Genomic DNA, 23,347 nt, shown 5'->3' on the forward strand with positions numbered 1-23,347 from the left:
TAACGCGCATGCAACACGCAAGACAGGATGCCGGGAAGTCTGCCCAGGACGTCGTACTGTTCGTCCGCAACGTCAAGAAACAAATCGGCGGCAAGCCGATCATCAAGGACGTCACGTTCGAAGTCCGCGCTGGCGAAATCTTCGGATTTCTAGGGCCGAACGGCGCCGGAAAAACGACGATGATCCGCATGCTCGTTGATCTGATCAAGCCGTCATCAGGCGAGATACTGATCTGCGGCGAAGACATCAGCCGCCATCCCGAAGCCGCGATGCGCCACGTCGGCTGCATTGTCGAAAATCCAGAAGCCTATTCCTACCTGACGGGCTGGGAAAATCTCGAGCATTTCGCGCGCATGCAGCGCGGCATCGATAACGAACGCATTCGCGAGGTCGCTGCCATCGTCGGCCTCGATGCGCGTATTCATGATAAAGTAAAAACTTACTCGCTCGGCATGCGTCAACGGCTCGGCATCGCGCAGGCGCTGCTCGGCCGTCCGAAGCTTCTCATCCTGGATGAACCGACTAACGGACTTGATCCGAAAGGCATCAAGGAGCTGCGGGAATTCGTCCGCATGCTGGCCAATCAAGGCATGAGCCTGTTTATATCGAGCCACCTGCTGAGCGAGATTCAACTGATGTGCGACCGCGTTGCAATCATCAGCCACGGCAAGGTGTTGGCCGTTGGCACGGTGGACGAGCTAATCCATGGTGCTGACAATTACGTCGTCTGGCAATTCGAGCAGCCGGAGGAAGGGCGGCGCCTGCTCGCGGGCGAGAGCGACGTCGAGCTTGTGCTCAAGCATGAGCACCGAATCGACGAAAGCCTGCTCACGGGGATGAAAGAAGCACTCATCACGGCGATGAACCCGGACCGGATCTCGTCCCTGATCGAAAAGGCGGTACGAGCCGGCATCGGCATCGTGTCGGTACATAGCATCGCGCCAACGCTGGAGCAGTTATTTTTACGGATGACGGAAGGTGAAAGCATTGGATAGACTGCTCCCGCTAATTCAAAACGAGACGCTCAAGATCTGGAAAAAGAAGCGGTTTTTCGTCATTGTGCTCGTTCTGTTGATCCTCATTCCGATCTTCACGTACGCCCAGTTTCGCATCACCGAAACGAATAAGAAGAATTTCAAGGATTGGCGCAATCAGCTCGTTCAGCAAATCAGCGAATACCAAAATATACTTTCGAGCGACAGAATCCCGGAAGAATGGAAACGATCGCGGCGGATCGCCGTGCAACAGCTCCAATATTACCTGGATCATGACGTTAATCCGAACTCGCCGGACGGCGTCACGTTCACTCGAAGCTTCCTGTCGAACGCGGTAACGCTTTTCTTCCCGCTGCTCGTACTTGCCCTCGCTTCCGATCTCGTATCGGGCGAACGTACGACGGGCACGATCAAGATGCTGCTGACACGGCCCGTGCGCCGATGGAAGATCCTGTTCAGCAAACTCGTGGCGCTCAGCCTCTACGTATCGTTAATCATTGTGGTCAGCGCCATCCTTTGTTATCTTATTTCAGGCGCGGTTTTCGGCTACAAAGGGTGGGATATGCCTGTATTTACGGGCTTTGTCATCAAAGGCTCTTCGGTCGAAAGCAGCTTCGTGCACGCGATTCCGCAATGGCTTTATCTGCTGATGGAAGCCGGGCTGATCTGGGTGTCGGCCATGACGGTGGCCCTGCTCTCTATGATGGTGTCCGTGCTCGTGCGCAGCACGGCCGCGAGCATCGTGACGATGATGGCGGCCGTTATTTCCGGAACTCTCTTAGGGAACATGACTTCTTCCTGGCACAGCGCGAAATTTATCTTCTCCGTCAACCTGCAGCTGACAAATTATTTGGAGGGCTCGCCGCCGCCGATCACGGGCATGACGCTTGGGTTCTCGCTTGTCATTTTAGCCTGCTGGGGAATTGCTTCCTTGGCCGTTTCGTTCTTCGTCTTTACGAAACAGGATATCTTGAATTAGAATAGCTGGAAGTTCGTCATTAACCGTTATACAGAATAGATTAAGATAGGAGGTGTTCTTCATGGATTTGCTGAAAGGCATCGGAAAGCTGGCGGGCGATTTCACGGGCAGAGTACTGGGAGGCTCCGTACGTGTTGCCGGGGAACTTGTTCATAGCGATTACATTAAAGAAATCGGTAATGACGTGGAAAGAGTGACGGCAAAGACAGGCGAGCTAGCCGGCCAAGCGGCGAGCGGCGTATGGGATGTTGGCGCAGGCCTAATAACGTCGGATAAGCAGCAGGCCAAGAGTGGACTCGATGATCTTGGAGATGCGGTTGCGACTACTGTCAGAGGTGCTGGCCAAGGCATCGAATACGTTGTCGAAAGCGGAAAAGACATTGTGACAGGCATTAAGGAAAATGATAAGCAGCTGATTAAAGATGGCGCCAAGAAACTGGGTAAAGCGGCTGCGGTATCCATAATCGCTGTCGGTGTAATCGATATCGTTGATGGTCCGGATGGCGGCATGGACACGTAAGAGATAGCCTAATAACCAATAAAAGCATCAAACGACAGCTGATGGCTGCCGTTTTTTTTATTGTTAGCGTTATTCCAAAATTTTGTCGAATTGAAGGGTTTTGATCCTACCGTCTCGAATAGTTGTCGGGAATGATAGAAGTGTCTGAGGAGGTGTTTCTCATGTTGAAAAACTATCGGCTGACAAAAGCAGACAAGCGTGGTCTGAGCCGCTTCGATCCGAACGATACGGGCGGCTTTGCAAGTAAAGAAGACATTCAAGATGAGTTTGAACACATGGAACGAAAGCTTCGTCATCTGCAGGACAAGTTGTTTGCCTCAAAAGCCAATGGGGTACTCGTTTTATTCCAAGGGATGGATTGCAGCGGGAAGGACGGCGTCATCAAGAAGGTGCTTTCCAATTTGAATCCTCAAGGTTTTCGAGCGGAGAGCTTTAAGAAACCGACTTTTGAAGAGTCTGCCCATGACTTCTTATGGAGAACGCACAAGGTTGTCCCTGCCAAAGGCTATATTACCGCATTTAACCGTTCTTATTACGAGGATGTGCTCATTACCAGGGTGCACGGCTTGATACAGGATGAGGAAGCAGCAACCCGGATGAAGCATATTCGGCATTTCGAGAAGCTTCTAACGAACAATGGTGTGCTGCTGATCAAAATCTTCTTGCATATTTCGCCTGAATTTCAACTGGAGAAAATCCGCCAACGGCTGAGCAATCCGGAGAAGCTATGGAAATTCGATGCAAGCGATCTTGAGGAGCGCCAATATTGGGATTCCTACGTTGACGCATACGAAGATGCCTTCCGGCATACGGCAACCAATCACGCTCCGTGGCATATCGTTCCGGCCAATGAACGATGGTTCCGCGACTACTTGGTGCTCCGGATTATTTTAAGCTGCCTGGAGAAGTTGGACCTTTCTTATCCGGAACCGGACATCGATACCCAGAAGCTTCTGGAGCAACTTCAGTCCAACGCCCCAAAAGAATAATATAGAAAAAAAGATGAGCCTCCGAAAATCTCGAGGGGCTCATCTTTTTTTCGTGATTCAAACTTCGTTATAAAGGGTACATCTTAAAAAAGAAGCAGCCTTCAACGTATCTCGAATTATTCATTTTGCATTTTGTGAAGAATAGAACCAATCTGAAATGACAGAATCGTTTCATTCTTTTGATGCCAGTCTGAATCTAGGTCATGTTGAACACTTGCTCCTTTTGGAAGTCCATGGAGCAAGTGTTTATTTTGTTTGGGATAATCAAATTAAACAAATGGGGGAATTTTCGATGAACAAACAATCGTTGGATTTCATTAAACAAACACTTGAAGGGTTAAAGCAACGGACGGCTTCCGTACTGGAGGAGGGACTGATTGAGCATGTAATTCTAATGCTGGATAGGGAATACCCCGCGTATTTGTTAGAAGAAGCCAAGCTTGATATCGATGCCTCTATGAATGAACACTCTGCTCGAACTCTAACCAGTCATGGCGGTAATCGATAAATTCTCGATATTAGAAAAATACGAAAATATAAACTCAAAAGACCTCCGAAAAGGAGGTCTTTTGGGTTTATATTTTGGAGAAATTTCTTTAATAAGCAATCATGGGGACAAAAGGCTTGCTACGATTAGTAGTACCCTTTACCTGTGCCTACGCCGCCAACTTGTGGGCCGTAACCGCCGCCCCAGCCGCCAAAAAAGCCACATCCGCAGACGATAATCACCAGCAAGATGAACAGTACAAGAATTGCACCAGCTTGATTGCCATGGCCAAATCCTGACATGATTCACAACACCTCCTTACGTCTGGAGTATACAATACAATATGTGCGGGGAGAAATGATGCTTGGGTATTTGCCTCTGAGGCATTCATCCAATTCCATTTGCCTATACAGGTTAGAGGTCGTAGACATTTGAAGTAATGTCGGAGTTATTGGAGTCCCGCGGGCGGAATAGCTGATATAATAGAGAGCGAAGTTTTAAAAATACATGACGACGTAACCGGGAGCCAACGGATTATGGATATGGACTACATGCTGGATGACGTCGCGTGGAGGCAGCTGCTGGATGGCGTCGCCGCGCGCTTCGACGAATTAACGATCATACGGGGATTTCAATATTATAAACAGGGACGAGTCGAGGAACTGGCGCTCCGCGATGACGGCGTGCATGTGGATGCGCGCGTCAAGGATAACCGGATGTACGACGTCGCCGTCGATCTGGATGACCTCTCGGCTAGCGAATGCGCCTGCTCCGCGAACAGTGCTTGCACGCACATGGCCGCAACGCTGATGCGCTACGCGGAGCTGTGCGGCCGGCCGATCCAGGCACTCGCCAACGCGCGGAGCGCCTTGAAGAGCATGGCAGCTAGCGGCAAAACGGACAGCGGAAGCGGCGGATCTCGAGCGGGTTCTGAAAAGGCTGCCCCTCAGCCTGTCAGGCCGACCTTGACGGAGAAGGAGCTGACCGAGCTCCCCGTTTATAAATGGCACGAACGGTTCCAGGAACGCCGCGGATCGGTGCACTTGCAAATACGTACAGCACAGGAGGCCAGCGAGCTGCTCGCCGACCTGCAGGCGATGCGGCCGATGCTGCCCTTGGCTCTGGAGCAGTTGTTCACGCTTCATGCTCTGCTGTTCGTGCTGGAAAGGATGGTCAAGCCGGCTCAGGCAGACTCGCGCCAATCTGGCCTATTCATTGGCTACCATACGCGGCTCGCGCTGGATGGGCTGTGCAGCCAGGCGCGAAACCTGCTAGAGGACAAGCTCGCGCTGGCTGACGACAGCTCCGCCTACTGGGACCGGTTGATGGAAACGGCGTATTTTCTCCGCGAGCGCATGCTGACCGAGGATAAGACGCTCGGCTGCTTCGCGTCACTCTATTATTCGCTATGGCTGCGCTGGCTCGGCCCAGACTCAGCCGGAAGGGCAGCGCTCTATGTGAAGGAGCTGCGGCAGCTGCGGGCGGCGGAAGCGGAGCTTGGTTCGACCTTATCGCGCCTGCCGTGGACCATTGCGCAGTGTCTGGTTCTGGTTTACCTGGCGCGCGACGCGGAAGCACGAACGATGCTCGCTAGGGATGGAATCAAGCTGATGGTGAAGCCTGAGCATCTCGCGCTGCTGCTCGGCGTCCTCGAGCGCGCGGAGCAATGGGCCCGGCTGCGCGACTGGCTAGCGGAAACCGGATCACTGCTTGTCGGTTCCCGTAGCGAGGAATTGTCGTCCTATGGCGACTATTGGGCTATTGTCGTAGCGCAGTTACCGGAAGCGGAGCCTGTGATGTGGCGAACGCTACAGGAGATGTTGCCGTTCTCGCGAACCATCTACGAGGACGCACTGGCGGCGCATGGGAGGTGGGAACGGTGGATCGACCTTCAGATGTGCATGGGCCAGGAGCCGCTGTCGTTCCGCGTGACCGCACTGAAACCGGTCGAGAAGGAGGCGCCGGAGCTGCTGCTGCCCTTCTACCATCAGGCGGTGGAACGATACGTGCTGCAAAAGAACCGCGACGGGTACAAAGCGGCGGCGAAGCTGCTGAAGCGGCTTGCCAAGCTGTACTCGCGGCTGAAGAAGGACGAGAGGTGGGGACAGTTCATCACTGAGTTCGCGAGCCGGAATAGCCGGCTTCGGGCACTGCAGGAAGAACTACGCAAAGGAGGACTGCTGTCATGAACGCGTACGCCGACACGTTAACGATTCAAGCGAGCCTGACCGAACAGGGCGATGCGCTGATCTACGGCGCGGATGCGACCGGCTTCGCGCCAGGGCTACTCGTCAAGCAGAGGCTGTTTGCGTGGCACGAGCCGTCTTTCTACGGCACGGAGCTCGAGATCGAGAAGCTACGGGACGAGCTGGAGCTCGTCGTACTGCCGGCGGAGATGGTCTTACCGTTCTTCGCCAACCCCGAATTACTGCCGAAGCATGTGACCTGGCGGCTCGAAGGCGATGCCGCGCTGCTCGCCTCGCTCGCGCCGGCGCTGGAGCGCGGCGTCGCCGAGCGAAAATTCATCCCGAGCTTCGAGGCATACAAGGCCGGCAAGCTGCGGTGGACATGGGACACGGCGGAGCTCGACGCAAATTCGCGCCGGGCGCTGCGCGCCCTCGAGGCCGGCGGCCAATACGGAGGACCGGACGACGAGGGAGATAGGGACGAGCCCGGTAGCCTGGGCGATGAATCCCAGGGCGCGGAAGGTGCAGACTCCGCCTTCCTCGCCGGCCTTGGCGCGGCCTTCTCTGCGTTGGTATTTCATCGTCATTACGGCACGGAGGAAGCCGCCGGCGACCTGCGACGCGACTTCCCGCTGCTGTTCTCCCGCGACCGCACCGCAGCCGCAGGCCTCGACGAGCACGGCTGGCTTGTCGCTGCCGGCTGGAAAGCAGACACGATGCCGTTCCGGCCGCTCCTGCAGCTGCTGGAGCCGGAGGAAGCTGAAGCCGGCAGCTGGCGCCTCGCGCTCTTGCTGCAGGACAAGCTCGAACCGGCGAAGCTCGTGCCGGTTCGGCTGACTACGGACGGGAAAGCCTCCGGGATGTGGCCTTTAGGGTGGACGCCTCATGTGCATGAGCGCTCCGCGACCTGGCTCTCGCATCTGCGTGCGAGCCTTCCGGCGGACCGACTGGCCGGTAGCCCCGCGGATGTACTGAGCGCACCGTTGTCGGACGCCGACGCGTGGCGGTTCCTGACAGCGGATAGCCAGCAACTCCTGGCCGCAGGCTGGCAGGTGCTGCTGCCCGCCTGGTGGGAGGAGGCGAGCCGCAAAAAGCCACGACTGCGCGCGAAGGTGCGCCCCGGCGAAGATCAAGCCGAGCGCGCTGGCGGCAGTCGGTCCTTCTTCGGTCTTGACGCGTTGATCGAATTCGATTGGCGCGTGTCCATTGGCGATACGGACCTCAGCGAAGCGGAGTTTCGGGAGCTGGTCGCCCGCGGCGAGCGGCTCGTGCAGTTTCGCGGCCAATGGGTGCCGCTCGATCCAGCCCTGCTCGCGCAGATCCGTAAAGCGATGGCGGGCGTCGATCCGCGGCGGGGGCTGTCCTTCCAGGACGTTCTGCAGCTGCATCTACGCCGCAATCGCGGCTTGTTCATGCAGGCGACAACAGGCAAGGACGGCGAAAGCGGCGGTGAGGAAGACGACAAGAACGAAGGCGAACTGGAGATGGACCTTGAGCTGAACGAGCACCTGACGAATGTCATCGGTCAGCTGACGCAACAGACGGATTGGCCGTCGGTCCCGGTGCCGACGACGCTGCATGCGGAGCTGCGCAGCTACCAGCAGGGCGGCTTCTCCTGGCTCGCTTTTCTGCGGAAGTACGGGATTGGCGCCGTTCTTGCCGATGACATGGGACTCGGCAAGACCATTCAGTTCATCACATACTTGCTCCACGTCGCCGAGGAAGAATCTGCGAACGGAGGACGCCGTCCCGCCCTGCTGATCTGCCCAACCTCGGTGCTCGGCAACTGGCAGAAGGAAGTGCGTCGCTTCGCGCCGTCGTTGCGAATCCTGCTCCATTATGGAAGCAAGCGGCTTTGCGGCGAAGCATTCTACGAGGAAGCGGCGGAGGCGGATCTTGTGCTGACCTCATACGCGACGTCGACACTGGACCAGGAGCTGCTCGGCGGCTATGCGTGGTCGGCGATCTGCCTCGATGAAGCGCAGAACATCAAGAACGCCAACACGAAGCAGGCCATGGCGGTAAAGAGCTTTCCCGCGCGGCACCGCATCGCGCTGACGGGCACGCCGATCGAGAATCGGCTCGCGGAGCTGTGGTCGATCTACGATTTTACTAATCCGGGCTATCTTGGCACCGCCCGCGTCTTCGCTGAGCGGTTCGGCCAAGCGATCGAGCGCGAACGCGATGAGAAGCGTACCCAGGAGCTGCAGCGGCTTGTCAAGCCGTTTATGCTCAGGCGCAAGAAAAAGGATCCGAACATTATGCTCGACCTGCCGGAGAAGAACGAGATGAAGACGTATATCCATCTCACCGGCGAGCAAAGCGCGCTTTACGAACAGACCGTCAAGGAGCTGATGGACGAGGTTAAGAAGCTGGAAGGTATTCAGCGTAAAGGGGCGATCCTCTCTGCGCTGACGCGGCTGAAGCAGCTGTGCAACCACCCCGTACTGTTTACGAAGGAAGTCGTTCCGGTGCCGGAGGACGAACGAGAGGAAGCAGCCGAATCGGCTATGCTCATCAGCCGCTCCGCAAAGCTCGAACGGCTGCTCGACCTCGTGAAGGAGCTACGCGAAGAGGGCGAGCGATGCCTGATCTTCACGCAGTACATCGGCATGGGCGAAATGCTGCAGCGAGTGCTCGCCCGGGAGCTTGGCGAGCCCGTCCTGTACTTGCACGGCGGCTCGTCCAAGACGATGCGAGACAGGATGATCGAGCAATTCCAGTCCCGGGAGCTGCCAGCCGCGGAGCAGCCGAACGTGTTCATCTTGTCGATCAAAGCCGGCGGCGTAGGGCTCAACCTGACCGCGGCGAACCACGTATTCCATTTCGACCGCTGGTGGAACCCCGCCGTGGAGAATCAGGCGACGGACCGCGCCTACCGGATGGGCCAGACGCGCGACGTGCAGGTGCACAAGTTTATATCGCTCGGCACGCTGGAGGAGCGGATTGACGAGATGCTCGAGAGCAAGCAGCAGCTGAGCGACGATGTCATCACAAGCTCGGAAAGCTGGATCACGGAGCTGTCGACGGACGCGCTGCGCGACCTGTTCACGTTGCGGCGCGACTGGTCGGAATAGCGCGACCGGTGGTCAAGTAATAAATTCGTACACATAAGGAGATAAAACGATGGCAAAAAACAAATTGCTTAGAATGGACAATGTTGGCATTGTTGTAGAATCCCTTGATGACGCCATCTCATTATTCGAGGAGATTGGTTTGAAGCTCGAAGGGCGAGCTACTGTCGAAGGTGAGTGGGCCGGCCGGGTAACCGGGCTCGGTACGCAGCGTGTAGAGATTGCTATGATGGTTACCCCTGATGGCCATAGCCGACTTGAACTTTCGCGATTTCTCACCCCAGCTACCATATCAGATCACCGGACTGCTCCTGTAAACGCCTTCGGTTATCTACGCGTCATGTTCACCGTGGAGGACATTGACGAGTTGGTGTCTAGACTCGCTAAGCATGGTGCTCAGCTCGTTGGCGAAGTGGTTCAGTACGAAAACTCGTATCGGCTCTGCTACATTCGGGGAAAAGAAGGACATCTAATCGGATTGGCTGAACAACTCGGTAATAAATAAGCGACGTTTAATAGACAACTAAAATAAACCGCCAAGGCATTGTGAAGTGGTGGTTTTCTTTTGCTCGTTTCCAATAGAAACGTATTCTCCCCAAGGAAGGACAGTTCCAATATGTGGTAGAATAAAAACTAGCAAGAGATAATTGAAATCAAACAATAGATTTAGAAGATAAAAATGGAATGGAGGTTATTGAAATCGAAAAAAGATTGGTGAAGGGAGCATTATACGGGTTTTTAATTGGTTTAGCCCTGGCTATTGTCTTTATTCCAGATACGATTACCCATGTAGAAGCTAATGTGACTACTAGCTATTCAATCCCGATGCGGGAGTATTTGCTTAAATTACTTAGATTCGCTGTGAAAGTGAGTTTAGCAACGACGGTTGTTCTATGGATCCGAGATTTTTATCTTGGTCCGCGCAATAACAATGAGCCTTCGTTTTTATATGGTTTTATTAAAAGTTTTGCAATTGTTTTTATACTGATTATTATGGTTCTATTGGCCTTTTCACTTGTTTCTTATTTTATTTAGTGTTGGGACAGTTAAACAAAATGGAAGCTAAACCGGAAAACCAATTGCCATTTTTGTAGAAGTAAAGGTCAGGATAAGAGGGCACAAAAGAACTGTCGATTGCAAAAGATGATCTTCAACAAATAGATCAATTAAAAAAACGATTTAAAACTAACAATTAAATTTCTCTATGAGGGGTGTACATATGGATTTCTCAAAACTAAATGGTCCCGAGAAATATGAAGGTGCAGGAGAATTAGAGCTTCTTAAAGCTGAAAAAGAGTTAGGAGGCAGGCTCCCGATTCTTTACAAAATGCTTTTAAAAAGATTGAACGGTTGTTTACTTGAAAATGGTGTGTGTCTTTATGGTACTGAAGATTTGAGTGAACGTAACTCCACCTGGGAAGTAGCAGTTTATGCAAAAGGCTTCGTTGCAATCGGGGACGATAGCGGAGGTACTGTATTACTGATGCCATTTGAAGAAGACTCGACAGAAATAATTGCTGTTGATGCTGGAGATATGAACCCTTCGAACGGCGTCCTTGTAACTGCCGATATCGCTAACTGGATCGAAGACGGTTGTCAAATGGCCTATTAAGCATTTGGTTTTCAACTCCAACGAAAAACGTTACTTTAACTCGATAACCAATTAATAATATAAATGGAGGTAAAAAGTTATGTACGAACATCTCGTCGTTTTCAAATTCAATACTAATATCACACCTGCCAAGCAAAAGGAACTGTTGAGTCAATTGCTGGGGTTTAAGGAACGTATTCCAGGAATTCTCGATATAAGTGCAGGCCTCAATGTAACGGAAGAAAAGGAAAATATACACGGCTACACGCTTGGATTACGGGTTACATTTGATAGCCTTGTATCCCTTCGGTCATATGGACCTCATCCTGTCCATCAGGAATTTGTAAAATCACTAGATGGTGTCCTGGAAAATGTTGTAGTAGTTGATTATCCAAAGATCTAGTTCATGTTCTTATTCAAAAACGCTACCCGTTCGGTGATATCCTCGCAGGTGATAATGATCGGCTTGCTATACACTCATTAATTAATTTCGGGATTATGGGGAGGTATTACTTTGGACAGTTCTAATATTGTTATTGATTTGCTATTAAATAAATACAAAGCGGATCAGAAATGGACTCGAATTGTGATTGAGCAATTATCCGAAGAGGATCTTTCTTGGTCGCCGACGTCAGAAAGCAATAGCATAGCTAATTTGATAGCGCATATATCTGGGGCAGCACGTTATTGGTTTGATGTCGCTTACTACGGCGCTCCAATGAATGAGTACAGGAGCATCGAATTCGAACGAGGCTTGCAGATGTCGAAAGATCAAGCACTGGAAATTTCGAAGAACTCCTATGATTCTATTATTGGGGTTCTCGAACTAATGAAAACAAACCCTGAGAGATTGTTGGAACAACCGTATTTACATTACCCGCCATTCGACTCTGGTGCATTGAACAATCAATGTACCGTTCTAGAAATGCTTTTGCATCAATTCAGACATTTACCTACCCATACAGGACAAATCATATATATAGCAAAAATGAGAAAAGGGAATTTAGTGTGGGATTGAAACAAACAAGCTGCCGGTTTATAATCGGCAGCTTGTTTGCGCTATGAGGAAGTTCTTGTCGTCTGTATAAAAACCTATAATTCGTCCTCTGCTTTCTATCGTTTTTTGACTATTTTACAGAACGGGCTTGAAGTAAAATATTCCTGCACGTCAGTAAGATCTAAAAAAACAAAACAGATGACGGGAGGGTTGCGATGCGTTTGTAAACCGGCAATTGAACAGAGCGCAAGCAAGCAGCTTTATTCGATTAAATGGAAGTGTTTTATTAGTCGAGGATAGAAGGGAAGGATGAGATTGTATTTCATACGAAGAATGTTCGCTTTGGCAGCCGTGTTTATAGCCTCGTGCATGATTTGGCACGCGTCCGCGCATGCGGAGCAGCCGTATTCCTCTTACTGGTTTCCGAAGGACCTGCTGAAATGGTCTCCCGAGACGGATAAGGACGCCGCGTTCAACAAGTCGGGAATACCGCTTGCCAGCCTCTATACCGGCTATCAGGTAAATCCGAACGTTGCTTTAACCCCTAAACTGGTAGCGCTTTCATCAATGGCCGATCATACGAGCGGAACACCATCGCAAGGCTCGGATCAATTTAATACTTACGCTTTTCAATATTGGCAGTATACCGATATGCTTGTCGATTGGGCCGGATCTTCAGGAGAGGGCATTATCGTGCCTCCGAGCGCGGACGCGACCGATGCCGCGCATAAGAACGGCGTTCCCATTCTGGGCACGATCTTCTATCCTCCTACCGCATACGGCGGAACAATCGGTTGGGTGAACGATTCCTTGGTGCAAAATCCGGACGGCTCGTTCCCTTTTGCGGACAAATTGATCGAGGTTGCGAATTATTACGGGTTCGACGGCTGGTTCATCAATCAGGAGACGGCCGGCGGGAATACGGCGACCGCGACCAAAATGCAGCAAATGCTCAAATACTTGCAGGCCAAAAAGCCCGAAAACATGAAAATCATGTGGTACGACGCCATGATCGGCAGCGGATCCGTTTCGTGGCAAGGCGCGCTCAACGCAAACAACAAAGTGTTTTTCCAGGATAACGAAAAAGTTTCCGACAGCATGTTTCTCGATTTCAGATGGAGTACGAACAGTTTGAGTTCTTCGAACTTGGCGGCAACGAGCCTCGGCAGAAGTCCGTACGACTTGTATGCCGGCATCGATGTGGAAGCAAGCGGATACAATTCCTCCCCAAGATGGAGCTCCATCTTCCCATCCGGAGGTCCGGCGGTTACTTCACTCGGCTTGTACCGTCCCGATTGGGCTTATAAATCGTCAACCGGTCAGGCGGACTACTATGCAAGAGAGAACAAGTTCTGGGTCGGTCCGAATGGCGATCCGCGGCGTACGGCTCCCGGTACATCATGGCCGGGAATCGCGAATTACATTTCAGACAAAACACCGGTTACGAGTCTGCCGTTCGTAACGAATTTTAATACGGGGCAGGGGCATATATTTGCGGTTAACGGCGAAGTGCTGCGAAGCACGGACTGGAACAACCGCAGCCTGCAGGACGTAATGCCGACTTGGCGCTGGATCGCGGACAGCACAGGCACCGCTCTGAAGCCGGAGATCGATTTCGCAACCGCCTATTACGGCGGAAGCTCCCTTAAGGTATCGGGCGACCTTAGCCCGGCGAATGCCACGCAGATCAAGCTTTACAAGACCGATCTGCCGGTAGGTTCGAACACGAAGGTGGGCATTGCGTTCAAATTGGCGGACCCGAGCCTTACCGCCTCGCATATGCAAGTTGGAATATCTTTCTCGGATGATCCGAATCAGTTCGTATACCTGGATGCGGGAGACGCGCCGGGAGGTTCGTGGACCACGAAGTCGATACCGCTCGGACAATATGCCGGTAAGCGGATTGCCGCCATCGGGTTCGGCTTCGCGAGCGACACGGTTATTAGCGGCTACACCGTCAATATCGGGCAGCTGTCCGTATCGGGCGGAGCCGGGCAGCCTTCACAGACTCTCGAGCCGAGTGCACCTGCGATGGTGAACGAATTTACCGGAGGAATTATCGCGGATGCCCGATTGACATGGACAAAGACGGACCCGGCTGCCGCGTTGTACGAAATCTATCGTCTGAAGCCGGACGGGACGCGCGAATTTCTCGGCGCAACGCCTAACGACGCTTATTACGTATCCAAAATTAATCGGATCGGCAAAGAAATGCAAACGACGTTGCAAATCGTAGGGATCGATCGCGACTTCAGGCACGGCGCCCCGGCGACCGTCACACTGAACTGGCCGGAATATCCGAAGCCGGTCGCGGATTTCACCGTAAGCCAGCGGTATACGGCTCCGGGTCAGCCGATCGACCTGATCAATCTGTCGTCAGAAACGGCTGATTCGGTCAACTGGGATGTACCAGGAGGCCATGTAGATAACAGCTCGGGGCATCCTGTCGTCACCTATGACCAAGAGGGGACATATACGATAATACTAACCGCCTCGAACAGCTCGGGCGAGGACGTGCATACGGAGCAAATTAACGTGACTTGGGCGGTATCGGGCGGCTTGTTCAATCTCGCGCTGAACAAGACTGCAACAGCGAGCTCGACGTGTGCGTCATCCGAAGCTGCGAAGTTCGCTTTTGACGGCAATTTGAAAACCAAATGGTGCGCCAACGTCGGCAGCGGGCCGCACTGGCTAGTGAGCGATTTGGGTGGTAATTTTGCCATAACCGATATTGCGATCTCGCATGCCGAGCTTGGCGGTGAAGCGGTCAGTATGAATACGTACGATTATAGAATCCAGCTCAGCGACGATAAAGTGAACTGGAGGGACGTCGTCGACGTCCATGGAAATACGAAGGGGCTGACCCAGCATATGATCGACCTGTCGGAAGCAAGGTATATCCGGTTGTGGGTGACAAAGCCGACCAGCACAAGCGACATAGCGGCCCGGATCTATGAATTTGAGATCAAAGGGTATTCGATCAATCCCGCGTTCTTAAGTCTCAATAATGCGTCTACTGCCGGGGATGTGCTCAATTTGCTTGGCACGCCTGCATCGCCTGGTCTTCATTTGGATTTGACAAAAATGAATTTGCTTAGCAGCGACGACAAACTCGCCGTTGCCCAGGCGATCGTCAGCGGCAAGCCGGTAAACGGTTATTTCAGCAGCGCCGCGATTCAGCGGGTAATCGATCAAGCGGTGGCCGGACTGGATAAGACAGCTCCTGTAACGAAGGTTACAACGGTTCCTTCCGAACCGGACGGGCAAAACGGCTGGTATGTACACCCGGTCGAGCTACAACTGACGGCTTCGGACAATTTGTCGGGCGTAGTAAAAATGGAATACAGCGTAGACGGCGGGGTGTCCTGGCTGACTTATACCAGACCTGTCACGATTAATGAAGACACGGCTACTACGATCATCTACCGATCAACGGACGCCGCGGGAAACATCGAAACAGCCAAAGAAAGCCTCATTAAATTGGATATGACAGCGCCAGCCGTAACCGTTTCGATAAATGACGGAGAAGCGTTTACGGATGACCAAGTGATCATACCGCAAATTGTCGTCGCGGATGCGGGTTCCGGCGTGGATGCGGACAAAACAATCATTACGCTGGACGGCGTGCAGCTTCAGCCGGGAGAAGCGTTGGAGTTGAGTAGGCTGAAGCTCGGAACCCACGTCTTGGTTGTGGAGGCAAGCGACAATGCGGGGAATACTGGTACTTTTACGGTTCATTTTCAAACGACGGCAAGCATCGATTCCTTGCGTGCTCTGGTTGACAGATTCAGAGCGAAAGGATCGATTGACAACGAGGGTATCGCAAACAGCTTGCTGAAGAAGCTTGAAAATGGGAATTTAAACAGCTTCGTGAACGAAGTAAGCGCACAAAGCGGAAAACATATTTCAAGTGAAGCAGCGGCATGTCTGCTTCGGGATGCTGCTTTCCTTATCAAGCAGCATCAGTAACTGAAGCATATCAATAGAGACAATAGTCCAAAACAATAAACCGGCAACAGACCATTGATCTGTTGCCGGTTTATTGTTGAATTAAGAGGTAGAATAACGGCAATATATGGTAATATGTCCTTATATAAACGATGATATTTTTATATGTAAAGGAGAGGAATAGAATTATGGTTCGTGATGAAAAAAGGGACATCATAGAAAAATATATTGAAGCATACAATTCGTTTGAAATTGCAAGAATGGTTGAACTCTTGCATAAGGACATCCTATTTAGGAATATTTCGAATGGAGAAGCCACATCGGAGACCAGAGGGGTTCACGCATTTAGGGAGCTGGCCGAACAGTCGTCAACGATGTTCTCCAGCCGTCGCCAGACAATTACCGATTACAATGTTATAAATGGCAAAGTCGTTGTCGGAATCGATTATGAAGGTATTCTTGCCGTGGATTTTCCTAATGGATTAAAGAGCGGAGATAAGCTGCAATTAAAAGGAAAGTCATCGTTCGAATTTAAGAAAGGAAAAATCTCATTGATTGAGGATTACAGTTGAGAGACTAGTGGGATGATTAAGATATCGCGGAACGTTACTTTAATAAACATGTCGATTGGGCGAATGAGCTGGTTCCCATCGCTGCTCCGGTCACAGTCGTACATAGGCGCGAACGCTTCGGCGGACATGAGAAAAATATTGTTCGAATGAAGGAATCTTCTGTCGATGTGCTTACGCCATATGAAGTCACGCAATTATACAGCGGCAACGGAAAGATGATTGAACGGGTGACGATTACCCATATCTGCAGGCCCGGATAATCAGTTGAGTAATGTCGGACGACAAGACCATCTATTCAACGGAAGTCGCATAAACTGCGGCTTTTTTTATTCTTTGTATAAAAGTTCTTGTCGTGCGCTCCCTTCAGTATTTAGTCCTATTAGATTTCGCAGGATCCAATTCTTCGTCGCGATCTCATTGTTTTTCTGTCCTTATGTAATATTGTTACATATTTAATATATATGATATATTCTACTTGCACGTGATGTGTTGGAGTTGATTCTGCTGCACAAAGAGAGGTGTTGCCTTTCAAGTCCGCGCTGACTCAGATTCATTTATTCCCGAGACCCGAACATACCGGTCGGCGTGGATGCCTATTATCCATCTTCCGTTTCATGAAGTCGGAGGGTTGTTGCCGTACACTTCTTCAACCTCGGCCGTCCGTCCGTCAATTCAATGCCGGAGATCTAGCCTATGTCCTCAAATACCATTAACTGCCCCTGCCGCTGATTGACAGCTCACTGTCTGATTGCCCTCACTGACCTGACTGCTCCCATTCATTGACCGCTTCCACTGTGACTGCTTGCCATGACTAACCTTTGCAAGACGCATGCACCTAAAGTCGAATAAGCAGCGAGCCGCCTTTTTATTACATGAACTTGGAGGGATTCTCGAATGCTAAATGTCGCCATGCTCAGCAAGTGGCATGTTCATGCCGACGGGTACGCCAAGCACCTGCAATCGCTTGAGAACGTTAACATTACGGCCGTATGGGATGAGAACAAGGAACGGGGTAGCGCCTGGGCGAAAGAACTCGGAGCCGGGTTCGAATCCGACCTTGATGCGCTGCTCCGCAGAGAAAACGTGGACGCCGTAGTCATCGATGCTCCCACGAGCATGCACGCCGATGTGATGATTGCCGCAGCGAACGCGGGCAAGCATATTTTCACCGAAAAAGCGATGGCGCTTACCGTCGCGGAATGCGACCTTATCTCGGTGGCTGTCCGTCAGGCGGGCGTCAAATTCTGCATTTCCTTCCCCGCCCGGACCAGGCCGCATCATCTGTTCGCCAAGCAGCTGCTGGACGAGGGCCAACTCGGCGAAATCACACTATTGCGCATTCGAAACGGCCATGACGGCGCTCTTCGCAATTGGCTACCCGACTATTGGTACGACGAGAAACTAACGGGCGGGGGCGCCATGATGGATCTTGGCTGCCACCCGATGTACCTAGCCAGCTGGATGCTTGGCCAGCCGAAGCGCATCACGTCGATGTTCAACTATTTCACGGGCCGGGCAGTCGAAGACAACGCGCAATGCTCGATTGAGTTCGCGAACAATGCGGTCGCATTGCTGGAAACCAGTCTGGTCACTTACCGGACGCCGCCGGCTTTCGAGCTGTACGGAACGGAAGGAACGCTCATCATCTCCGGAGACAGCGTGCAAGTCGCATCCAAAAATTCCGATTCTCCGCTACAGGGCTGGATTTCTCCTTACCGGCTGCCCGAAGCGCAGCCGCTGCCGTTGACTCAATGGGTGAACGGCGTCCTGAACGACGTGCCGATGCCCTTCGGACTGGAGGATGGCACAAAGTTAACGGAGCTGTTAGAAACGGCTTATATTGCGCATCGCGAACGAAGAACGGTCGAATTCTTGCAGCCGGGAGGATCTGAGTAATGCGTACAGTCAAGTTAGGAATCATTGGATGCGGCATGATCGCGAACGGCAAGCATATGCCAAGCCTGGCCATAGTAGAACAGGCAGAAATGGTTGCATTCTGCGATCTGATCGAGGAACGCGCGCGCGAAGCCGCTGAAAAGTACGGCGTGCCAGGCGCCCAGGTATTCACGGATTACAAACAACTGCTCACCATGGAAGAAATCGAAGTCATTCATGTTCTGACGCCAAATATCTCGCATGCTGAGATTTCGATCGCGGCTCTGGAGGCCGGGAAGCATGTGATGTGTGAGAAGCCGATGGCAAAGACCGGAGCCGAAGCGAAAGCCATGTATGACGCTCATGTCCGGACCGGGAAGAAGCTGACGGTTGGCTACCAAAACCGGAGCAAGGCGCAGTCCCAACTGCTGAAGAAAATGATCGAGAACGACGAGCTTGGCGATATCTATTATGCCAAAGCGGTCGCGACTAGACGGAGGGGCGTCCCCACATGGGGCGTGTTTCTGGATAAGGAAAAGCAGGGCGGAGGTCCGATGATCGATATCGGCACACACTCTCTGGATCTAATCCTCTGGCTGATGAATAATTACGAGCCGGAAAGCGTCGTGGGCAGCGTCTTCCACAAATTAAAGTATACGGAGAACGCAGCGAACGAGTGGGGTTCCTGGAATCCGAAGGAATTTGAAGTGGAGGATTCGGCCTTCGGCTATGTGAAATTCAAAAACGGTGCCGTCGTTTCGATCGAAACCAGCTGGGCACTCAATGTTGCTAAGACGGAAGGGTCGTATTTGTGCGGCACGAAAGGTGGAGCGGACTTCAACGGCGGCCTGCGAATCAACGGCGAGCGGGATGGAAGCCTGTTCCTGAACGTCATCGACGTGGATCCGAAGGCAAGGGAACGATTCAGAGGCGAGAATCTAACGGATTTCGAGTATGAAGCTAAGCAGTGGATCGACTGCATCGTGAACGATACGGAGCCGCTCGTAAAGCCTGAAGAGGCGATGGTTGTTTCGGCGATTCTGGAGGCGGTCTATATCTCTGCCGGAACCGGGAAACCGGTCTTCTTCGACTGACCGGACGGATCGGGAAGGGGAGGACGGGAGACCGCTTCCCTTTCTTTCGCTCGGACGGATGTAGGACTGACAAAAACATCTTTACAATGAAGTTGCTATAACCACCTGTCGGTCTACAACTTCATCTATGCAACCGAAGTCGCATAAACTGCGGCTTTTTTTGTTATACAACATATGGATTTTGGTTTGAATAACAGACTTATTCTTTAAAGTTGGGCGTAATCCCTCTTGAATATAGGCTCTCCACTAACTTGAGGAATTCTTCTGACGATAAATCCTTTTGACGTTGGAGCCAAAGACGAAATAGAGACAGGGAAGTTGTCAGGTAAAACTCAATTAAGTATGGCGTTAAGGAATGGGCTTGCGGAACGTTTAATTACGACAGACCGAAATCAATTAATTAAGTCCTAAGATTTCTTTGTAAAATAGAAGGAGACCCTTCCGGTTGGATATTGTCCAGTCGGAAGGGTCTGCATTTTTCTGTTTACGCTTTTACTTAGCCAGATATTCGACGAACCTGACAAAGATAGTGGCTACTTCCGCGCGGGTGGCGGTGGCTTTGGGGTCAAAGAGGTTATTCGGCTTGCCTGATACTATGCCGATGTCCTGCAGCGCCTGAACGGCCTTGAGCGCCCATGAACTGATCTCACTCTCGTCCGCGAAGGACTTAGATTGGCTTTCAAGTATCTTATAGCCCTTGTATTTCATGTAGTTATACAGTATCACCAGCATCTGCTCGCGCGTCATCGTTGAATTGGGGTCAAATAGGTCTGCGTTTATACCGTTGACTATGCCGCTTTCGGCTGCCCACTCGACTGCCGCCGTATACCACTGCCCGTCTGTCACGTCGCTAAAGCGGGAACTCGTGTAGCTGGAGCGGTTTACGTTCTCAAGATTGGCCAGTACCTGCACGAACATCGCGCGCGTCATTGAGGTGCCCGGTGAGAACGTCGTGGACGTCGTGCCGTTGAAAAGACCGTATGTGTAGGCCAAGTTTACGTAGCTGTAGTACCAGTCGTCCATGTTGACATCCTTGTAAGGATTGCCCGACATCACGAGGAAGCCCAGCCGGGTGTCGTCATCGAACACGAGCTCCGTACCCTCATGGATGTTCAGCGACATGCCGCCGGGTAATGTCACTTTGGCGCTCTTGCCCGCCGGAATGGTCGCCTTATCGTTTGAGTCTATGGTAGTGCCTTCGGGTACCTTAATCTTCGTCCCACCCTTGGTCGCAATCTCGCCGCCGCCGGGAAGGGTTGTGTTGCCGTTTTTGTCTGTGACCGCGGGCTTATCCTTAGGTGTATTCACAGTGTAGTTCGACTTCGATCCCGCGACTGTCCCGGTGCCCGTATTTCCGCTGTTGCCACCAGAAGGATTGGGCACAGAGGGAGTTGTCGGCTTCGTCGGCGTAGCCGTTGCACTGATCTCCGCGCCTTCGCCCTTCGCATTTACCGCAACGATCTTGAAGGTGTAGCCTTGGTCGTTTGTCAGGCCAGTGAAGGTATATTGGGTCTCCGCCGCACCCAGTGTGACTAGCGTCTCGCTGCCGTACCAGACCTTGTAACTCGATATCGCGCTGCCACCGTCGTCAGCCGGAGCAGTCCAACTCAATGTGACTTGACCGTCACCCGCCGTTGCCTTGAAGCCGCCCGGAGCACCGGGCCCGTCCGTTTTTCTCTGCGCGAACATCCAATCAAAGACGTCGGTGTAGTCATTTTTCCAAGCCGGCAAGTTAGAGGACTGCGCCGTGGGAGCTATGCTCCAAGTCCCCATCGTTATCTGGTTGTAAAGAACCGCAGCTTCAACCTCGTGCGCTATATAATCAGGCAGGGCAGGTGTGTTGTCCGGATTCGGCCTCTGACTCGGCTGATCAAATTGATTGTAGGGCCATGTAAGAGCCTCATTGCTCTCAAAGCGGGAAGCTCTCGCGTTGGTCATTTTCGGCATATTGGTGTTTATGAAGGTAGCGAGGTTAGTCTGGTATATTCCAACGTTATTCGCATTGATAAACATCCAATAGGCCAGTTTGGCGTGAGCGTCGTTGGTGCTCGCGTTCGGTGATCCGTTTACCGGAGACATAGGCGCAGCGGCCGCGAAGAAGCCCGGGTAGTCGTTAACTAAGCTGTTCGTATACAGGCCGCCCCACGAGAAGCCCGCCACGTAAATACGGTTAGGGTCTACTGCGCCGCTGGAAACCAGGTCGTCTATAACCTTCTTAACATTGGCTGTAGAGGGAGTAGATGTGCCATTATAGGAAATATTCAGTATATGGCTGGCGTATTTCTCGGGATATTCCTCCATTTTTTTCATTAGAGCGACCGAGCCATTGGCGGATTTCATGGCGGCTTTTTGGTCTGTTTCTGCGTTTGTGCCGCCGCGTGACCTGCCGTGAGTATAGACATACAGCGGCAATCGTTGCACCACTTTACCGTTTTTATCCTTGTGCAGGTAGAGCGCGCGATTGACCGAATCGCCCGTAGGTGTTGTAAACTTGTCAAGGATCGGATTCACAACTTTGTCCTGTTCAAAAACCACGTTGCGAAGCGAACTCCCATCTGTCAGTGCGATCTTGTCGTTCTGGACGATGTTGTAAACCTGCTTGGTCGAGTTACTGTTGCCATCCAGCGTTATATTGCCGCCGCTCTCTGAATAAAACTCAAACTCAACTACGATGTAACGGCCGCTTGCCAGTCCTTCCTGATAATCCGGTGAATGGCTTACCGTCCCCAAATAACCGCGTACCTTTGGTTCATTGTTGGCGTATACCCTTGTGATCTTGCGCGTCCCTTCAAAGGTCACCGAGTCGCCGCTGAGGGTCGTGTTCCTAGCCGAGACGGTAAACAAGCTCGGATTAAGCTCGGAGCTTAACGCCGCCTTCCCATCGCCTAAGTCAATGATGACAGCCGTCGTGTACTCACCACGGGCAAAGTTGTCATTCCATACGATAAAGGGAAGCTGCTTCGCCTCCGGATCGTTTTTGAATGTCACGTGAATGGTATGGTCAGCCGCAACATTTAGAAAGGTATAAGTGCCAGCAGCAGATAGAGTCACGGCCTCGCCGTCTACCGTTACGGTATCCACAATTTTGCCGTGATTGGGGGTAAACGTAAATTCTTTGCTTGAGCCCTTAGCTAGTCTCAGAACATCGCCGGGTGGGTTCGGCGTTATTGTACCGCCCGATCCCGCCGTGGCGGTGATTGAGAATCTGGTGTCCACTTCATTGGCTGAAGAGAGCTGCAGGCTGTCTCTAAATGAAGCATCGCTGGAATAACCCGCGTCCGGAACTCCGAAAGAGGAAACGACTTCATAGCGATCACCGCCCTTGTCCGTCGAGTTATTGATATAGACCTCAAAGGTAAGCTTGCCTTCCTGTAAGGTCAAGGTTCCTTTGGGTATTCTCATCTCCACGATATATCCTGTATCCGTGATCTGGGTCCACGCAGCTCTGCCAGGAGCGGACTGCCCTGAAAACACGCCCGTCGCGCTGACACGCCATTGGTTTGAGCCTCCGGATCCGTTGCCGACATAAAACTCCAGGCTATCGTACTGGTAATCTCCGCCGGCTCCCTTATATAGATTGCTGTCCTTCACAACTACGCGGGCATACAGGTAGTCGTGGTCCCACAGGATTCTGGCTGTGCCCGTGGCATGGGGTCTGGGGTCGTCGGGTACAGTGCTTTTGTTGATGAGATGCTCCATTGTCTTGGCCCACAGTGGGTCGTCTGACCCGAGCTCGGGAGTTCCGAAAATGGCGGTCGGCGTTTCATTCGACTGCAAGCTTGTAAGAGTTGTAGAATTGAGGTCGCCATCAAGTGCTTCTGCGTACTTGATGTTGCCAGAGGCGGCGGCAAAGCTGACAGTCATTAGCGACGCCATCATTACCAAGCAACAGAGGAACGCGAGCATTCTGCCAAATCGTTTTGACATAAATGAAAATCCTCCTTATTTTTCGATCCGGTGCGCCCAAGGCTTACCCGCATCGTATTCGGACACATTGTCAATTTGACAAACGCCCAACTATATGATGTGGTATATGTACC

General features: G+C 52.1%; 18 protein-coding genes and 1 pseudogene. 17 read left to right on the forward strand and 2 right to left on the reverse strand.

Going from position 1 to position 23,347, the window contains the following annotated elements; all coding sequences use genetic code 11:
• The first annotated feature begins 8 nt into the window (after positions 1–8).
• The 5 genes from WFJ73_RS13360 (at position 9) to WFJ73_RS13380 (ending at position 3,991) form a co-directional block, all read left to right on the forward strand.
• A complete protein-coding gene (locus tag WFJ73_RS13360) occupies positions 9–995 on the forward strand; it encodes an ABC transporter ATP-binding protein (protein WP_336773529.1) in 987 nt (328 codons plus the stop codon).
• A complete protein-coding gene (locus WFJ73_RS13365) occupies positions 988–1,974 on the forward strand; it encodes an ABC transporter permease (protein ID WP_336773589.1) in 987 nt (328 codons plus the stop codon). The genes WFJ73_RS13360 and WFJ73_RS13365 overlap by 8 nt, the downstream gene beginning before the upstream one ends.
• Before the next feature lie 61 nt (positions 1,975–2,035).
• Entirely contained in the window at positions 2,036–2,494 is a 459-nt protein-coding gene (locus WFJ73_RS13370; protein ID WP_336773530.1) for a hypothetical protein, read from the forward strand.
• 161 nt (positions 2,495–2,655) lie between these two features.
• Positions 2,656–3,483, forward strand: coding sequence for a PPK2 family polyphosphate kinase (locus WFJ73_RS13375; protein ID WP_336773531.1), 828 nt, complete (start codon positions 2,656–2,658; stop codon positions 3,481–3,483).
• A gap of 157 nt (positions 3,484–3,640) precedes the next feature.
• On the forward strand, positions 3,641–3,991 hold the full coding sequence (locus WFJ73_RS13380) for a hypothetical protein (protein ID WP_336773532.1): 351 nt from the start codon (positions 3,641–3,643) through the stop codon (positions 3,989–3,991).
• Positions 3,992–4,116: 125 nt separating this feature from the next.
• On the opposite strand, the gene WFJ73_RS13385 is transcribed toward WFJ73_RS13380, so the two are convergent.
• Complete coding sequence (locus tag WFJ73_RS13385; RefSeq protein ID WP_336773533.1) at positions 4,117–4,272, reverse strand: hypothetical protein; 156 nt, start codon at positions 4,270–4,272, stop codon at positions 4,117–4,119.
• A gap of 234 nt (positions 4,273–4,506) precedes the next feature.
• On the opposite strand from WFJ73_RS13385, the gene WFJ73_RS13390 reads away from it, so the two are divergent.
• From WFJ73_RS13390 to WFJ73_RS13445, 12 genes and pseudogenes are all read left to right on the forward strand, one after another.
• Positions 4,507–6,159, forward strand: coding sequence for an SWIM zinc finger family protein (locus WFJ73_RS13390; RefSeq protein WP_336773534.1), 1,653 nt, complete (start codon positions 4,507–4,509; stop codon positions 6,157–6,159).
• Positions 6,156–9,233 carry a DEAD/DEAH box helicase gene (locus tag WFJ73_RS13395; protein ID WP_336773535.1) on the forward strand — a complete coding sequence of 1,026 codons (3,078 nt, stop codon included), beginning with the start codon at positions 6,156–6,158 and terminating at the stop codon, positions 9,231–9,233. The genes WFJ73_RS13390 and WFJ73_RS13395 overlap by 4 nt, the downstream gene beginning before the upstream one ends.
• Positions 9,234–9,282: 49 nt before the next feature.
• The gene (locus WFJ73_RS13400; RefSeq protein ID WP_336773536.1) at positions 9,283–9,735 is read left to right on the forward strand and encodes a VOC family protein; all 453 of its coding nucleotides are present in this window, start codon (positions 9,283–9,285) and stop codon (positions 9,733–9,735) included.
• Positions 9,736–9,914: 179 nt separating this feature from the next.
• Entirely contained in the window at positions 9,915–10,265 is a 351-nt protein-coding gene (locus tag WFJ73_RS13405; protein WP_336773537.1) for a hypothetical protein, read from the forward strand.
• Positions 10,266–10,449: 184 nt separating this feature from the next.
• Positions 10,450–10,842 carry an SMI1/KNR4 family protein gene (locus WFJ73_RS13410; protein WP_336773538.1) on the forward strand — a complete coding sequence of 131 codons (393 nt, stop codon included), beginning with the start codon at positions 10,450–10,452 and terminating at the stop codon, positions 10,840–10,842.
• Positions 10,843–10,921: 79 nt separating this feature from the next.
• Entirely contained in the window at positions 10,922–11,224 is a 303-nt protein-coding gene (locus WFJ73_RS13415) for a Dabb family protein (protein WP_336773539.1), read from the forward strand.
• Positions 11,225–11,335: 111 nt separating this feature from the next.
• A complete protein-coding gene (locus WFJ73_RS13420) occupies positions 11,336–11,839 on the forward strand; it encodes a DinB family protein (RefSeq protein WP_336773540.1) in 504 nt (167 codons plus the stop codon).
• 288 nt (positions 11,840–12,127) lie between these two features.
• Complete coding sequence (locus tag WFJ73_RS13425) at positions 12,128–15,787, forward strand: endo-beta-N-acetylglucosaminidase (protein WP_336773541.1); 3,660 nt, start codon at positions 12,128–12,130, stop codon at positions 15,785–15,787.
• Positions 15,788–15,954: 167 nt separating this feature from the next.
• Entirely contained in the window at positions 15,955–16,338 is a 384-nt protein-coding gene (locus WFJ73_RS13430; protein ID WP_336773542.1) for a nuclear transport factor 2 family protein, read from the forward strand.
• 41 nt (positions 16,339–16,379) lie between these two features.
• Positions 16,380–16,583: pseudogene (locus tag WFJ73_RS13435) on the forward strand (thioredoxin reductase); the annotation flags it as partial.
• A gap of 649 nt (positions 16,584–17,232) precedes the next feature.
• Positions 17,233–18,234, forward strand: a complete 1,002-nt coding sequence (locus WFJ73_RS13440) for a Gfo/Idh/MocA family protein (protein WP_336773543.1) — start codon at positions 17,233–17,235, stop codon at positions 18,232–18,234.
• The gene (locus WFJ73_RS13445; RefSeq protein ID WP_336773544.1) at positions 18,234–19,307 is read left to right on the forward strand and encodes a Gfo/Idh/MocA family protein; all 1,074 of its coding nucleotides are present in this window, start codon (positions 18,234–18,236) and stop codon (positions 19,305–19,307) included. Before WFJ73_RS13440 ends, WFJ73_RS13445 begins: the two co-directional genes overlap by 1 nt.
• Positions 19,308–19,799: 492 nt before the next feature.
• Here the strand turns inward: WFJ73_RS13445 and WFJ73_RS13450 are convergent, their stop codons facing one another.
• Complete coding sequence (locus tag WFJ73_RS13450) at positions 19,800–23,234, reverse strand: S-layer homology domain-containing protein (protein ID WP_336773545.1); 3,435 nt, start codon at positions 23,232–23,234, stop codon at positions 19,800–19,802.
• Positions 23,235–23,347 lie beyond the last annotated feature (113 nt).

Origin of the sequence: Paenibacillus sp. MMO-58 (genome assembly GCF_037146255.1) — a bacterium.
In the GTDB taxonomy this organism is placed as follows: domain Bacteria; phylum Bacillota; class Bacilli; order Paenibacillales; family Paenibacillaceae; genus Pristimantibacillus.

Excerpts from the sequence above, each read along its gene's own strand:
- WFJ73_RS13360 (WP_336773529.1), top strand. The coding sequence starts at position 9 with ATGCAACACGCAAGACAGGATGCCGGGAAGTCTGCCCAGGACGTCGTA.
- WFJ73_RS13370 (WP_336773530.1), top strand. The coding sequence starts at position 2,036 with ATGGATTTGCTGAAAGGCATCGGAAAGCTGGCGGGCGATTTCACGGGC.
- WFJ73_RS13375 (WP_336773531.1), top strand. The coding sequence starts at position 2,656 with ATGTTGAAAAACTATCGGCTGACAAAAGCAGACAAGCGTGGTCTGAGC.
- WFJ73_RS13380 (WP_336773532.1), top strand. The coding sequence starts at position 3,641 with ATGACAGAATCGTTTCATTCTTTTGATGCCAGTCTGAATCTAGGTCAT.
- WFJ73_RS13385 (WP_336773533.1), bottom strand. The coding sequence starts at position 4,272 with ATGTCAGGATTTGGCCATGGCAATCAAGCTGGTGCAATTCTTGTACTG.
- WFJ73_RS13390 (WP_336773534.1), top strand. The coding sequence starts at position 4,507 with ATGGATATGGACTACATGCTGGATGACGTCGCGTGGAGGCAGCTGCTG.
- WFJ73_RS13395 (WP_336773535.1), top strand. The coding sequence starts at position 6,156 with ATGAACGCGTACGCCGACACGTTAACGATTCAAGCGAGCCTGACCGAA.
- WFJ73_RS13400 (WP_336773536.1), top strand. The coding sequence starts at position 9,283 with ATGGCAAAAAACAAATTGCTTAGAATGGACAATGTTGGCATTGTTGTA.
- WFJ73_RS13405 (WP_336773537.1), top strand. The coding sequence starts at position 9,915 with ATGGAGGTTATTGAAATCGAAAAAAGATTGGTGAAGGGAGCATTATAC.
- WFJ73_RS13410 (WP_336773538.1), top strand. The coding sequence starts at position 10,450 with ATGGATTTCTCAAAACTAAATGGTCCCGAGAAATATGAAGGTGCAGGA.
- WFJ73_RS13415 (WP_336773539.1), top strand. The coding sequence starts at position 10,922 with ATGTACGAACATCTCGTCGTTTTCAAATTCAATACTAATATCACACCT.
- WFJ73_RS13425 (WP_336773541.1), top strand. The coding sequence starts at position 12,128 with ATGAGATTGTATTTCATACGAAGAATGTTCGCTTTGGCAGCCGTGTTT.
- WFJ73_RS13430 (WP_336773542.1), top strand. The coding sequence starts at position 15,955 with ATGGTTCGTGATGAAAAAAGGGACATCATAGAAAAATATATTGAAGCA.
- WFJ73_RS13440 (WP_336773543.1), top strand. The coding sequence starts at position 17,233 with ATGCTAAATGTCGCCATGCTCAGCAAGTGGCATGTTCATGCCGACGGG.
- WFJ73_RS13445 (WP_336773544.1), top strand. The coding sequence starts at position 18,234 with ATGCGTACAGTCAAGTTAGGAATCATTGGATGCGGCATGATCGCGAAC.
- WFJ73_RS13450 (WP_336773545.1), bottom strand. The coding sequence starts at position 23,234 with ATGTCAAAACGATTTGGCAGAATGCTCGCGTTCCTCTGTTGCTTGGTA.